This window comes from Halopenitus sp. H-Gu1 (genome assembly GCF_041821145.1).
Lineage (GTDB): Archaea > Halobacteriota > Halobacteria > Halobacteriales > Haloferacaceae > Halopenitus.
In genome coordinates this window covers 177,837-190,631 of the sequence record NZ_JBGUBC010000004.1, presented here as the reverse complement: position 1 = coordinate 190,631, position 12,795 = coordinate 177,837, and the positions used below count along the sequence as shown (strand labels likewise).

Here is a 12,795-nt window from a genome sequence, read left to right as displayed (position 1 = left end):
TGTTTGATTGGGATGGTGATATATTGATTATCTACCATCCATGGTACGACCGCATCATGAAGTGGGTGGAAAGACTGAGGAAGGTTATTGAGCTTGGTTCGGCGTTCAGTGTTAACGGACTTGGAGTTGAGGAAATCTTTGGAGAGATTCTTGTGAAGATTGAGAACGCGGATTTGAAGATTAATCTGTCCGTCTTTGCATTGGCCTACATCTTAGCTCACAAGTTAGCAGGGAAGATTGTAGACCGGGTGTATGAAGGATTCCAAATGACCGGCGAGTTTGGCGTTGTTGGGTATCAATAATATGGTTCAGCTTGATTCAGATGAAGAGACGGTGATGTTGGCTTTGCATGATACCTTGGTAAGAGATGATGGAGAGGGGATTCTGAACCCGACCTTCTTCACTATCCGTGAGTCAACGAACAGGGTAGAGAATTATTCCGACGAAGGACTCACCGAAATTCTCCGGCGACTGCATGAGAAGGACTGTGTAAAAGCCTCAGAAACGTTCCGTCCCCGAACCCACCCCGACCCTCAAGTTATTATCACTCCGAAAGGGTGGAAGGCACTTGATGGATTAGGTGGAGAGATTCCCGGCGATTGGCTCCAAGCTCAGAAGGAAATTCTCGCTATTCTCTACCGCCAAGAGTCGGAGAATTGGGGCGAGATTGGCGGGAAAATCTACCTCACTCAGCGAGAGCTTGAACAAGAAGTAGATGTTCCCGGTGGAATCTTTGACCTGATTTTGTCGTATCTCTCTCAGAACGATTGGATTGTATCTGATGACAAAGGGTACTACATCAGCGAGTTAGGAGCGCGGGCTCATGAGGCAGAGAAGTACACAGGTGAAATCAGGGGATTCCAATAGGATTTTCAGATGGAGCCGGAGAGGTAGGCGCTCCCAGTTCCCGCGTTCCCCGCTCCCATTACGTAGGCGTCTACTGTGAAGCCTGAGCCGCCGTCTGTGTAGGTCGAAAGATGGGCCCGGACGGATGGGGCAGGAAGGCCATGAACGCGCACAAAGCCGTTGTAGGTGGTTCCATCACCGTCTACGTCCACAACATCGGGTTCGGTAATCTCGCCTAAAACCGATGCATCACTCTCATCAAGGACAGGCGACCACTCCCCGTTTTCACCTTCAACCTCAAGACGGACGGTGAACGCATCCCCACCGGCTGTATTCAGCCCCTCAGCCACTACCTGAAGCCCCCACGTCACATGGCCCTTCCCGGCGAACTCTTCTCCCTGAACGGCGGCAGAAGCCCCTGTGATGGATTCTTGTAGTATGGGCCGACTCATAGCCGCCTCACCTGAAACTCGGCCCGTTGGCTCATCATCGTAGCATCGTCCGAATCGTAGACAGGAATCCACTTGGAGAATCGTTCATCCTCATCACTCCGCTCGAAGCTGTAGCTTTGCCCTGATGGGAACGCAGATACGGTGATGATAGCGTTCTTCGTGATGAAATCGGACGAACCAAGCCCTACGTCGGTGAACAGACAACGCGCTTTCGCCACGGGCTGAGCCTTTGGATTCATCCGCTTTCGTGGTAGGAATCTCCCCGATTCGATGATGCGGCAGTATCCACTTCCTCACCATAGAACGTGGCGAGTGAAGGAGCGGTTTCATCAGCCTCAACATCCGGTTGGCGGAACGCACGCTCTATCATCTCCGCCGTTTCCGAATCAACATAGGATGTAGTGCCATTGTCGTTATAGAGCGACTTGAGTAGGTCTGTGGGGGAATCCCCTGCCGACTTGGACACCTCGAAGCCGCGTTCCCGCAGATGCTGTTTGATTGTTTCCTCATGCTCCAAGAGGTGTTCTGCCATTTCCTCTTCCGTCATGTCTTCCCGGTCATCCGGAAGTGCAAACTCGAAAGCGTCCTTGAGAGCGGATTCAGGGACGCTCATCGGTCGCCCCCATTATCGATACCAAGCTCAGTCTGAAGGAAATACGTCCACGTAACTCCTGTCGGCTTCCGTTTTGAAATTTCGTCCCGAACGGAACGCTTCACAGAGATTGTGCTGAAATCGTAGTCGTTCATGTAACACTCAATAATTCGTAATGAGCATTAATAAACGTCTGCTCGGTACTGATTGGACTATCCTCAACTTTTGATAATAGGGAAAGTTGAGGATAGCGATTGTGAGATGAAGCATACCCCTTTAATTAGGAATAACAAATCCCACGTAAGGACAGTACCGGACGGATAAGGCAGGCGCTCTCCGGCGGTGAAAGTCGGAAGGGAAGGGGGTCTGCCTTGTTCCCTGAAGGGAACTCCGAAGAGACAAGCCATCGGGTGAACGATGACAAACGAAGATTATCACGCAATAACGAAGAGTGTTTCGGCTATTGAGGGTAATATCGGCCTTGAAGCTACGAATAATAGGGCTATCAGCCGATTTCTTGAGATTTCCAAAGAAGCTGACCGACTCCATCAAGAGAGATGCAGTAACGAACCATCCCCGGACATAGCAGAGAAAACAGAGAAAATCGATGCGGGGATTCATCCCTGTGAGATTTTTGAAGAGGAAGTTCCCCATTTCCGAGATAACTACTTTCTGAGACGTAAGCGCCTGTTTTCCGGCGGATGGGAGAATCAAGAGCATTTCCTACGGCTCTACAATGAAAATTTCAGGAACCACAACCAAGTAGCGGCTGAATCCTATCTCGCGGCTCAGTTTGCTTTCACGTTCGGGAAGAACACAGAGATAGTAGCATGGGAGATGGAGAAACTTGGATTCCAAACCGTCTTTGAAGAAAATCCCAAACATCGGGCCTATATTTTTAGAGTGATTGAAGATGTTCCGTACATCTACTGTGAAGAGATTGACTTAGTGACAAAATACAGGGTAGCCAACGGTCTACTCACACAGAAGAAGGTGACTGCCTCAGAACTCAGTAGCCGTCTTGAACTAAGCAGAAGCCACGTCAATAAGGTTCTCCGTGTTCTTGAGACTGAGGGAGTAGCTGAACGGGTAGAGAGGGAGAGGCAGAACAAATCGAATTGGTGGAAGGATAACGGAGTTACCAAGGACTACCTCAACGGGCTGATTGAATCGAAGAAACGCTTAGAAGAATAGTATACTCTCTCCTAATACTACTGTATATGTTATTCCCTATTGCATACGCATTTCACCAAAATCTGACATTGATTTTCGGGGGTTTCACATACCTGAAGCATCGAAATCCACTAAATCGTTTAAGTAGGGGAGTTCCGGTTGAGAGAGCGATAATAGGGCTACTGAGAGCGAGATAGGGCAGGTGGAAATCTAATAGGGGTAATATGAGCGAAGGGAACTGAGCTTAGCGATAATATCCCTATCAGTGACAGGGAGAGAGCTTGAGCTTATAGAATTATAATTTTGAGAGGGGAGATTTCGGGCTCAGATTTTTAGGAAATTCGCGGTGTTGGCTATCTCAGAAGACACCCCGGCGTTATTGTGTTATATTTTTATAATGGTGTTATCAGATGAGCGCGAAGAGGTTAGCCTACGAATCGATATCCCCAAATTTCTGAAGTGGGCGATTATGGGAGAAACCCCCGGTCGTCTGAACAGTCGCCCACTTCCGGCCTGCTTCCCTATCAGTCCCCTCAGTCCCCCATACAGGCGTTATAATTCTCGCTGAGAGGGATACATCCCGTTCATGCTGAAGTGGCTCAGAGAGCGCCTATGACCGTTCTGTGATGCTTTTCCAATAAAAGGACGTAAACGGTTAATCGCCACTACTCCCATTTCTTCTCCGCTACACCCTGCTTTGATTTCTTCCTATGCGACCGCCCTTTGAGTATCGTAATGATGGAGAAGGGGATTCCGACCAACGTAGCCCATAGAACTCCGGACAACAGAATATGAACCCAAAACCACTTCTTGTGTTCTGCCGGGTCGTAGCCACAATGAGCGCATCGGGAAACGGAGTCTGAGTCTACCTCGCTCCCACACTCGCGGCAGTTGATGGATACAGGGTTGTCATCGAACTTCCGCTTCCCTACTTCCTTCCCCTTCTCGTAGGTGTCCGTGACTCCGGTATCTTCCAAATCTTCCTTCAAGTCTTCTTTGCCATCTGAGAGTGCCATCTTGATAGCCCCCAATTGGCCATGTTCTTCTCTCCGTTCATTTCCTTCCTGTCGCTTCTGCCGCCATCGTTCGAGGATAGACATTGGTAGTTCAACTGCCCTTCTCAGTATCACAACTTAATGTTTGGTACTCAACAAGGTGTTTAGATATACACAATTCGGCGGAGTGACCACCCTCAGATGCTTTGTATCCTACAATGCGGTTATCTGCTGATTGGATGGTACTCGCTGATGAACGCATCTTGGAGTTCCTTGATGAACATGAGGTGGGAACCGCCAAGGAAATGGCAGAGAGTAATACAGTCCGTTTTAGCCGCTCCTACATCACTCAACGGAGTGGTAAGTTGGTTGACTATGGACTAATCCGTCTTCTCGGAAATGGCGTCTTCGTTATCACTGAGGTAGGGGAACAGTACCTTGAGGGCGAACTTGATGCTCAAGAGCTTGAGTCGGATGGAGATTAACTCTCTTCCACCGTCTGTATGCCCTCTCACTTCCCCCTGTGCCTGTCCCTCTAAGAGTGAGTGGTATGCATCCCGTTGTGATGAAGTCCGCTGAGAGCAAATCTGTGGCTTCTGTAAGCGTCACAGGTTCTATAGCTCACTCTCATAACGTTATAACGGAATAGAATTATAGAGAAGAGGAATCCCACAGATTTCCAATTTCTCCGGCTCTCCGCGTGGCAGTGTTAGGGGAGAGGGAGTTCTGAGAGGCACACTTTGATTCTCTGATAACTTCGAGCATCCCTGAATCAGGTGCAATGAGAGCTACCGTTTGTACCGATTCCGATTAAACTTTAAATACTCTAATTTCGGGCATTTCGTCTAACTCCGGTTCCTCTTCCATCACTTCTTCGACATAAAAATGTAAGCGACTTGCGTAATGCTCCCACCGCTTCTTTCGGGGTTCAGAAGCGTTCCTCTTCCCAAACTGAGCGGGAGTAAGAACCTCTACGTTTGAGGGGTAACTGAGCCACTTTACGCCGTTTTTGTGATGCAGTACCTTCCCCTGTAGCTCATCGATTGAGTAGTCAACAAGCGCATTGGCCTTGTCCATCCGAATCCTGTGCGTCTCTTCGCCGTCGTTGTGAACGATGTAGTCATGGCTATCGGCGTGAGTCATGATTCCGGGCTCAGCCCATTTACTGCCGTATGAGCGGGCTTCCTGTGGGGAACGGCGATGAATACCTAACGCTTCCATCTGCTGAGAGATATGGAGTGAGAATACGCCCGTCTCATCTTGAATATCTCTCAGGCTCATGCCATCATCCCAATACCATTTCCGTAGCTCTTCTTCGGTGAGTTCTTCCTTCTCCATTTCTGCCGAAAACTACAGTCTAAAGCCTCTTAACTACGGTTTTCGTTCTACTGAGTACCATTGAAAGCACCCGGTTCAGGATTGGTCAAATGGGTTGAACCGGGCTTCTGTGAAGAAGGCCAAATCCCGACGAAGGGAGTGGGTTGTGAAGGGTCTGAGCCCCCCACGGTGAGCGGTTAATCCCTTGGGGTTCTCGCTTTGGGCCATGAATCGGCCCGGATAGTCGTAGCACAATGAGCGACTTATACGGTAGCTTCAGTAGGCATATCGCGCTTCAAAGTTCAGTTGTCTTCGTCCTCTCCGTAGTCGCTTAGCTGAGAGTCATCAGGCCCGTGGCGACCGTACTCAGCATGGTAATTTTGGACGAAGCTGATTTCCTCTTCAGACAAGCCGTAGAGTTCCCCCATCACTTCGTCCGCTTCTTCGATGATGGGTTTCTGCATCTCATAGTTGTCAAAGTTGTTAGTATCGGAGTTGAAGCCGTCTTCCATCGTATTCCATAGTCTATCGGAGATATCGATGATGCGCTCTTCGTATGGCTCAAGCTCTTCGAGTTCAGGTAGTGGGAACGCCCGAACTTCACTCAGATTGAGGTGGAACATATCGCCGTATGCGCACCAATAGGTGTAGAAAACAGATGAGCTAACGGCCAAGAAAGCCGCTCTCGCTTCAAGCTTTGATGAGAAGTAGAACGGCTTCACCTCACGGGCGTCATAGATTTCTTCGAGCATTGGATTGGTGAAGTAGTCCATCCCCTCACGTCGCCAAATGACGTGTTCCGTCTCAGAATCTAACTCCCGGTTTCCAATGAGGGAATCTTTCTCTTTGAGCTTCTGAAGGATGTTCTCAATATGCTCTAATCCGATTTTAGGAATAGCGACGTGGCGACCGCTCCCGTCAATCCCATCTTTGCGAAGGATGTATCCCTCAATGTCCCGGTAAGGAATATTCCTGAACCGGGTGTCCCTGTCCATATTATTATCAAATCGGATGAACTCGCTTGTGCGAATCTCCCCCTCACCCTCAGATGAAACTTTTCGCCCGCTCAGGATAGCAATACGAACTTCAGCCCCCTCGAATACCTTACTTGGACGCTTAGCGAAGCAGGCCATCCGGGTTGTCTCAAGATTCTCCCTCAACACATCATGAATCTCGTTCATAGAAGCCTTGTATGCCAACTTCAGGGTAGTGACGTTCCCGAAGTACCCTGTCTCACCAAGAAGCTGTAACTGCCGCTCAACGAACAAGGCGGCTATGTCTTCTCCGGCAGTCCGGTAGGTGGCGGAAAGTGCATCTTCGCTCTCAGACAGAAGGTCGCCATACGGGGGATTCCCAACGATAATGTCAAAGTCAACGCTGAGAGTCCCGTTTTCCTCGCTATTGGCCTCAGGGAACTCAGCCGCCCAATGGAACGGAGAGCCGAAAATACTGTTCAAGTCGTCTTCAACGGGTCGCCGTTCTACCTTCGAGAAAACGTACCCGTCGCTCAGTAGCTCAGTCAGCTCATCAATTAGAGCTTCCTGAGGGTTATCCGTTTCATCGTCGTTCCATAGTTCCTGTTCCCGTTCCTCTACATCAAGACTCGCGCTCTTGTTGGTATCTCGCCAATCCTGCCACTCAAATCCAAGGTCGCCCAAGTCGTCTTTCTCATCGTCGGAAAGGGCTTCTCCATCTTCGCGCTCTATCTTGATGGACACCAATTTTTGGTGAAGGTGAGTATCCTGAATTGATTCACAGAACTCACGGAACTCATCAGCTTCTTCGTATTTTTCATCTACCGTGTAGTTGAGTTGGTCAACGAAGGCGCTGTTCAGAACCGGGCGAATCTCTTCTTCTAACTGTTCAATCTCCGTCCTGTCTTCCGCTTCTTCGTTCTTGTATTGCTTCCGGAGTTCAAGGATTTCCTCAATCTCTTCCTCAACATCAGCGAAATCAAGGGATACGTCAGTCATCCCCTTGATGGGAAGCCCAATGAGCGAGTTCCCGTCTATAATGTTCACGTCAATGTTGGGGAGCTTCCCGAACTCAGGCGACCAACCGTTATCCTCTACAATCTTCAGCCAAACCCTGAGCTTGGCGATTTCCGTAGCTATTTGGTCTGCATCAACTCCGTAGATACCGGAGAGAGCGAGATTCCGCTTCAGGTTGAATCGGATTTCTGCATCCGGTGTATCACCGTGGCTCAGCCCCCGTTGTAGAGACAGTTGAGCCCGGTATACTTCGTCCATAGCGGACGTGAGGAAGTGTCCTGAGCCACAGGCCGGGTCTAAGACCCTGAGCGTAGACAGGCGCTCATTGGCTTCCTCAATGGCTTCAGGGGTAGCGAACCAACCGCGTCCCTCTTCAATCGCTTCCAATATCTCAGAAAGCGCCATATCATCCAACTGTCCCCGGATTATGGTGGCTTGGTCATCGTCCTGAGGGACAACATCAACGAACGTCTCAATGAGAACGTCCCTGATTTTCGGGTCAATAGCGTTCCTGCTAACGATTTCTGTAACGTCGTTCGGTGTGTAGTACGCTCCCGTATCCTTCTGTTCCCGTTCCTGTTCGATGTGATTGATAGTCTTCTCGAAGACGCTCCCCAAGATAGCAGGGTCAAACCCACTACCATTGAGTTCCAACTGAGAGCCTTCGATAAGGTCTGAAATGACGGTCGGAAGGATTCGGTCTATCACCGTGTAGTTGAACTCATTAGGTACGTTTTCCCGAAAGAGCCCACCGTTCAGGTAGGGAACGTTAGCGAACCAACCGCTCCGATATTTCGGGTCACGCTCATCCTCTTCGGTGTTGAGAAGTTTGTAGAACAGGGGCTTGATTTGGGTTCATAGAGGTTCCCCGTGAGTACGTTCTTGTGTCGTTCGTAGTGGTCTACCCGGTCGCGTAGGAAGCCCTCATTGAGAATATCCCGCGACTCAAGGAACTTGATGAACAGTAGCCGGTTCATCAGGGTAATTCCGAAGAGTCGTTCATCCCGCTCCGTCGCGCCCTTTGGAGAGCGAATATCGTCCATCAGGCAGGTATCATAGTCGTACTCATCGCTCTCCCCGAACAGAAGTTCAATGTAGAGTTCGTAGAAGGCTTCAACGTCCCTCTTCCGCTCATCACGGAGTGTCTTCGGGGCAGTCTGTGAAAGGAGCGTTTCGAGCTTAGGCCGGTCAAAGACTGAGACAAATTCCTCAAGAACGTCCTCAATGTCAACATCGATGACGCTTGTAGAGTCAACGACTCCGGTATCTCGCGCTACTTCAATCAGGGCTGAGCGTAGGTCTACCTTCTTGATTTCCGGGTATTCGGTAAAGTCCCCACCAAGCTCAATCCGGTAGATGTACCACTCTATGCCGTCCGTCGCTATGCCGTACTCAGCATCAATCGATTTCCTATCAAGATACTCCTTGATTTCAGGAATCGCTTCCTCTACGTTGTTGAGCGGCTTGTCTTCACCAATCGTATGAGCCTCAACGTTGGTGAGTTCAAAATCGGGCCAAACTGCCCGTCCCCCACTTTGTCCGAACGGGCGGGGTTCGTACTCTAATCCGGCGGCTTCGAGGAGAGGGTAAATCAGGTGATTCTCAGTAAAGGACTCCGGGCGAGTTCCAAGGTCGGCACTTGTGAGGTTGTCTTCATCCCCGGTTAGAACTCGCTCAACTTCATGTGCATCCAATCGGTCGCCCAATTCGAGAGAAAATGATTCCAAAACATCACGCACATCATCCGTATCAAGAACGGATTCTTCATCAGATAGAGAGGCTTGGGCCATTATACCCCCAACCTCTCAATGCCACCAAATAAAAGATGCGTTGGGGAACGTGAGCGGTGAGATTCTTGAAAAGTTCTACCGGAATCCCTCAACTCTCAACCGAATAGTCGGGTGAGTAATCCCGCTGAGCCTGCCGTAGAGCGTGATGATTAGCGAAAGAGAGTGATATTGGTTCGGCATATGCCCCTCTAACCCCTGTCTTTTTATAAATAGAGTTTATAGAATTATAGGAGAACGGCAGAAGTGGGGCGAGTAACCGGCAATGGTGGCCGGTTCTCTCGCTGAAATGGGCGCGGTAAAGCGCGTCCTTGGTAAGGACGAGACCCCGGATTCAAATTCCGGCCTAGGCTCTCTTTGGCTGTTACGTCCGGTAGTTACCGAGTTCTTCGTCGGTGAAACAATGTCCACCGCGCAAGAACGAGTACCGAGAGAACAACCGCAACTACCGCCCCCAGTACACGGAGTAAGTTAACGTATCGCACCCGAAACGTTATTACCAGTTTCCGTGATTCTTCAGTATGGTATGCACGATTTGTAACCAAGATCGGGATTTTGCTGGCAGTCTTGTGGAGATCGAACCCGATCTTGAGAGTATTGGCATGATCTGCCAGTCCTGTGTGGTTCGACTGAAAGAACGACGCCCGACAGCAGAGGGCTGTGGGTACGGTTCCAAAGAGGATCCGTGCGCCAATGCTGCGGAGTATGGACTTCGGACCAGTGAGCAATCTCGGTCACCTGATTCACCCATCCCGGAAGGATCGCTCCCCACGGCGGCCGAACCCCTGCTCTGTGAAAAGCATGCGATGAAATTACAAGGCGACACGCTACCGCCATGGGAGGAGAACGAGTAAGCTCCCCGAAAATCCCTACGTAAGCGGTCGCTCCAATGAATGTGCGTGTGCTGTACCAAGTGTTCGTCTGGCATTGGAGGGGCAGGTGACAGCGGCAATTGAGCAACGACAATGTCGTCTGGAACCGCAAGAGGATCGCCACTGTCCCGATCGAGGAACGGATCCGAGGGTCATCACCCATCGCCGTCGATCTCGGTGTCAAACGGCTGTCGCTCGATGTAGAAGAACTCGAGCAGGAAGACGGAGCCGAAAATGCCGATGATCCAGAGCAGTATCCCGATATCGGTCCGATAGAGGTGATAGAGAACGATCGGTATCGCGGTCACGGTCCCAATCAGACCGAGTGCAGGAAAAAGCCGATTCGACCCGGTCTCATCGGCAACTTCGAGATTGACGACGTTCGCGACGGCGTCAGCGATCAGGAAGGCGATCGAGCCGAACTCGGTGATCTGTTTGAGTGTCCCGAGTGCGGCGAAGGCAGCGGTCAACCCGCCCATTAACAGGAGCGCGTAGACGGGAATTCCCTCGCGGTTCCGGAAGGAGAACAATCGAGGAATGACACCTTCGGTCGCGATCTCGTGAACGAGACGGGAGGTGCCAAAGAGTGTTGCATTGATCCCTGACGACGTGCTTTTCATCGCCGAGAGGATCACGAGCACGAACCCGATGCCACCCAGGAGTGGGATGTTCGAGACGGCAGCCGCGAGCGCCGTCTCCTCGTGGACAATGAGTTGGTCGGGTGAGAGTTGGAGAGTAGCCATAAACGATACCGAGACGTAGATCAGGATGGCGATCACGATTGAAATGTACATCCCGATCGGGAGTATCCGATCGACGTTTTCGATGTCGTCGTAGTCATAGACCAACAACTGAAAGCCCTCATACGAGACGAAAATGATCGCAAAGCCCGTGATCGGACTGAGGTGTCCCTTATTGAAAACGTCCATCGCGAATGGATCACCGCTGTAGAAGGCGATCCCGAGCGTGGCAAGCGAGAGCAGGACGATGAGTTTGATGTAGACGGCGATGTCCTCGAACAGGCCGGTCTCGTGGACACCGGAGAGGTTCAATCCGACGAAGGCCGCGACCATGAGGACCGAGATGATCGGACGAAGGATCTGTGGCAGTTCGATTCCGACGACGGCCCGCGCTGCAGTGAGCGTGTACGCACCGAAGGCGAACGCGTACATCGCCATCACACCGACGTAACCGATGACGAGAACCCAGCCGACGAAGCCCGCGATGTGTAAATCGTCCGTTGCGTGTTCGACGAACGTGAACGCCCCGCCGTGTTCTTTGTAGTGCAACGTGAGTTTGAGATACGAGTACGCAGTGAGGAGGGTGATGACGCCACCAATGAGATATGAAAGAGGGACGGCATTGCCGGCTTGTCTCATCGCGACGCCGAGCACGGCATAGATGCCACCCGAGACCATGCCCCCGACGCCCATCGCAACGACCTCTAGGAGGCCGAGTTTGCCTGGCCGACTGCGTGACAGCAAGGATTTGATCGGCTCCATGTCACGGTTTGACGTTATTTGGTATACCTCTTAATCCATGGGTCAAAAATGATCGATAGTGAAAAGATCCTCAGCGTGGCACTGGCCCGTGCATCTCACTGGGGAGTGCTCGGTCGTTCTTGGAATTCGATGTCGAGTGGGTCCTCGATTTCGCCCATCACCGCTTCGAGGGCGTCCGTCGCAGTGATCAGGCCCACGACGTTCTCCGGAGTGTCGTCATACACGAGCGCGAGCTCCTGATGCTCCTCCTGAAATCGATCGACGGCATCGCTGATGAGGGTGTCTGCTCGAAGCGTCATCGGTGGGGCCGCGATATCCTCGAACGTGACCTCGCCGCGTCTCAGTTCGTCGAGTTGGTCAACGACTGCGGGGACGTAGACGATACCTCGAAAATCGGCCGGGTCATCACCGATCAGGGGAAATCGCGTGTGCGGACTCTCCCCGATCCGATCGACGTTTTCCTCGATGGAGACGGTGGTCGAGAGGAAGACGATGTCCTCACGATCAGTCATGATATCGCGTATGGGCTCGTTTCCGACTGTCAGAGCATTGAGTATCTCCCCTTTGCGCTCGTCGCTGAGACCCCCTCGCTCGAGTAAGGATCCGAGCCGGTGGCGAAGGTCCGCCCGCGATTCGACACGGTCGGCTTCGGTTTCGAGCCACGCACCGGTCATTTCGACACCGAAGAGGCGAAGCGTCCCTTTGGCGACGCTGTCTCCGATCACGATGACCGGATAGAGGAGTTTCGCAAACCAATAAAGCGGTGTCGCGCCGTACCGAGCGACGAATTTCGTCCGCTCGACTCCGAGATACGTCGGCGTTTGCTCGCCGTGGGTCAGGTGGAGCAGATTGATAATGACGAAGGCGATGATGCCGCCCGCACCGATCGACGCGAGCAGTGTACTCTCGAAAACCGGGTCGATCAACGTAGCCAGGGCGGGTTCTGCAACGATTCCGACGGCGATACTCGTCGCGGAGATACCGACTTGACAGCTCGTGAGGTAGACCTCGAGATCCTGGGTCATCTCCCAGGCCCGCCGGAGTCCGGGAACGTCGAACTCGGATTTTGGGTACTGTCGCACGCGGGTGAGGGCGAACTCGATCGCCACGAAGAATCCGTTCGCCAGGATGAGTAGAAGTCCAGCGATCAGGCGAAGCGTTATTTCCAACCCGTTCATGGAGCGATGTTTTCTGCCCGAGTATCAAGTCTTTGTGTCGGAGGGTATCCGGAGAAGGGAAGTACTGAACGGAGGCCGAACGTTCGATCT

13 protein-coding genes and 1 tRNA gene are annotated in these 12,795 nt (G+C 51.6%); 6 read left to right on the top strand and 8 right to left on the bottom strand.

The genetic code is table 11. The features are described 5' to 3' along the window. Window positions 1–302: hypothetical protein (locus tag ACERIT_RS05065; RefSeq protein WP_373673746.1), on the top strand; the 302-nt coding region annotated here is incomplete at its 5' end. 1 nt (window position 303) lies between these two features. Further along, window positions 304–867 (top strand): hypothetical protein, encoded by a 564-nt coding sequence (locus ACERIT_RS05060; RefSeq protein ID WP_373673745.1) that lies wholly within the window; start codon window positions 304–306, stop codon window positions 865–867. Between the two features lie 5 nt (window positions 868–872). Here ACERIT_RS05060 and ACERIT_RS05055 read toward each other — a convergent pair whose 3' ends face one another. Then, window positions 873–1,298, bottom strand: coding sequence for a hypothetical protein (locus ACERIT_RS05055; RefSeq protein ID WP_373673744.1), 426 nt, complete (start codon window positions 1,296–1,298; stop codon window positions 873–875). Window positions 1,299–1,533: 235 nt separating this feature from the next. Further along, a complete protein-coding gene (locus ACERIT_RS05050; RefSeq protein ID WP_373673743.1) occupies window positions 1,534–1,911 on the bottom strand; it encodes a hypothetical protein in 378 nt (125 codons plus the stop codon). 396 nt (window positions 1,912–2,307) lie between these two features. Between ACERIT_RS05050 and ACERIT_RS05045 the strand changes: the two genes are divergently transcribed. Further along, window positions 2,308–3,084, top strand: coding sequence for a helix-turn-helix domain-containing protein (locus ACERIT_RS05045; protein WP_373673742.1), 777 nt, complete (start codon window positions 2,308–2,310; stop codon window positions 3,082–3,084). 644 nt (window positions 3,085–3,728) lie between these two features. Here the strand turns inward: ACERIT_RS05045 and ACERIT_RS05040 are convergent. Further along, window positions 3,729–4,079, bottom strand: coding sequence for a hypothetical protein (locus ACERIT_RS05040; protein WP_373673741.1), 351 nt, complete (start codon window positions 4,077–4,079; stop codon window positions 3,729–3,731). Window positions 4,080–4,297: 218 nt separating this feature from the next. Between ACERIT_RS05040 and ACERIT_RS05035 the strand changes: the two genes are divergently transcribed. Beyond that, window positions 4,298–4,543 (top strand): MarR family transcriptional regulator, encoded by a 246-nt coding sequence (locus tag ACERIT_RS05035; RefSeq protein ID WP_373673740.1) that lies wholly within the window; start codon window positions 4,298–4,300, stop codon window positions 4,541–4,543. A gap of 325 nt (window positions 4,544–4,868) precedes the next feature. Here ACERIT_RS05035 and ACERIT_RS05030 read toward each other — a convergent pair whose 3' ends face one another. The 3 genes from ACERIT_RS05030 to ACERIT_RS05020 all read right to left on the bottom strand — a co-directional run bounded on the left by ACERIT_RS05030 (window position 4,869) and on the right by ACERIT_RS05020 (window position 9,156). Beyond that, window positions 4,869–5,396 carry a hypothetical protein gene (locus ACERIT_RS05030; protein WP_373673739.1) on the bottom strand — a complete coding sequence of 176 codons (528 nt, stop codon included), beginning with the start codon at window positions 5,394–5,396 and terminating at the stop codon, window positions 4,869–4,871. A gap of 281 nt (window positions 5,397–5,677) precedes the next feature. After that, on the bottom strand, window positions 5,678–8,020 hold the full coding sequence (locus ACERIT_RS05025; RefSeq protein ID WP_373673738.1) for an Eco57I restriction-modification methylase domain-containing protein: 2,343 nt from the start codon (window positions 8,018–8,020) through the stop codon (window positions 5,678–5,680). 101 nt (window positions 8,021–8,121) lie between these two features. Then, on the bottom strand, window positions 8,122–9,156 hold the full coding sequence (locus ACERIT_RS05020) for a hypothetical protein (protein ID WP_373673737.1): 1,035 nt from the start codon (window positions 9,154–9,156) through the stop codon (window positions 8,122–8,124). Between the two features lie 271 nt (window positions 9,157–9,427). Between ACERIT_RS05020 and ACERIT_RS05015 the strand changes: the two genes are divergently transcribed. Beyond that, window positions 9,428–9,501: transfer RNA gene (locus tag ACERIT_RS05015), tRNA-Thr, on the top strand. Window positions 9,502–9,674: 173 nt separating this feature from the next. Next, on the top strand, window positions 9,675–10,007 hold the full coding sequence (locus ACERIT_RS05010) for a hypothetical protein (RefSeq protein ID WP_373673736.1): 333 nt from the start codon (window positions 9,675–9,677) through the stop codon (window positions 10,005–10,007). A 173-nt stretch (window positions 10,008–10,180) separates the two neighbouring features. On the opposite strand, the gene ACERIT_RS05005 is transcribed toward ACERIT_RS05010, so the two are convergent. Beyond that, entirely contained in the window at window positions 10,181–11,527 is a 1,347-nt protein-coding gene (locus tag ACERIT_RS05005; RefSeq protein WP_373673735.1) for an APC family permease, read from the bottom strand. A 95-nt stretch (window positions 11,528–11,622) separates the two neighbouring features. Continuing rightward, on the bottom strand, window positions 11,623–12,705 hold the full coding sequence (locus tag ACERIT_RS05000) for a CNNM domain-containing protein (RefSeq protein WP_373673734.1): 1,083 nt from the start codon (window positions 12,703–12,705) through the stop codon (window positions 11,623–11,625). Between the last annotated feature and the right edge of the window lie 90 nt (window positions 12,706–12,795).

Excerpts from the sequence above, each read along its gene's own strand:
- ACERIT_RS05060 (WP_373673745.1), top strand. The coding sequence starts at position 304 with ATGGTTCAGCTTGATTCAGATGAAGAGACGGTGATGTTGGCTTTGCAT.
- ACERIT_RS05055 (WP_373673744.1), bottom strand. The coding sequence starts at position 1,298 with ATGAGTCGGCCCATACTACAAGAATCCATCACAGGGGCTTCTGCCGCC.
- ACERIT_RS05050 (WP_373673743.1), bottom strand. The coding sequence starts at position 1,911 with ATGAGCGTCCCTGAATCCGCTCTCAAGGACGCTTTCGAGTTTGCACTT.
- ACERIT_RS05045 (WP_373673742.1), top strand. The coding sequence starts at position 2,308 with ATGACAAACGAAGATTATCACGCAATAACGAAGAGTGTTTCGGCTATT.
- ACERIT_RS05040 (WP_373673741.1), bottom strand. The coding sequence starts at position 4,079 with ATGGCACTCTCAGATGGCAAAGAAGACTTGAAGGAAGATTTGGAAGAT.
- ACERIT_RS05035 (WP_373673740.1), top strand. The coding sequence starts at position 4,298 with ATGGTACTCGCTGATGAACGCATCTTGGAGTTCCTTGATGAACATGAG.
- ACERIT_RS05030 (WP_373673739.1), bottom strand. The coding sequence starts at position 5,396 with ATGGAGAAGGAAGAACTCACCGAAGAAGAGCTACGGAAATGGTATTGG.
- ACERIT_RS05020 (WP_373673737.1), bottom strand. The coding sequence starts at position 9,156 with ATGGCCCAAGCCTCTCTATCTGATGAAGAATCCGTTCTTGATACGGAT.
- ACERIT_RS05010 (WP_373673736.1), top strand. The coding sequence starts at position 9,675 with ATGGTATGCACGATTTGTAACCAAGATCGGGATTTTGCTGGCAGTCTT.
- ACERIT_RS05005 (WP_373673735.1), bottom strand. The coding sequence starts at position 11,527 with ATGGAGCCGATCAAATCCTTGCTGTCACGCAGTCGGCCAGGCAAACTC.
- ACERIT_RS05000 (WP_373673734.1), bottom strand. The coding sequence starts at position 12,705 with ATGAACGGGTTGGAAATAACGCTTCGCCTGATCGCTGGACTTCTACTC.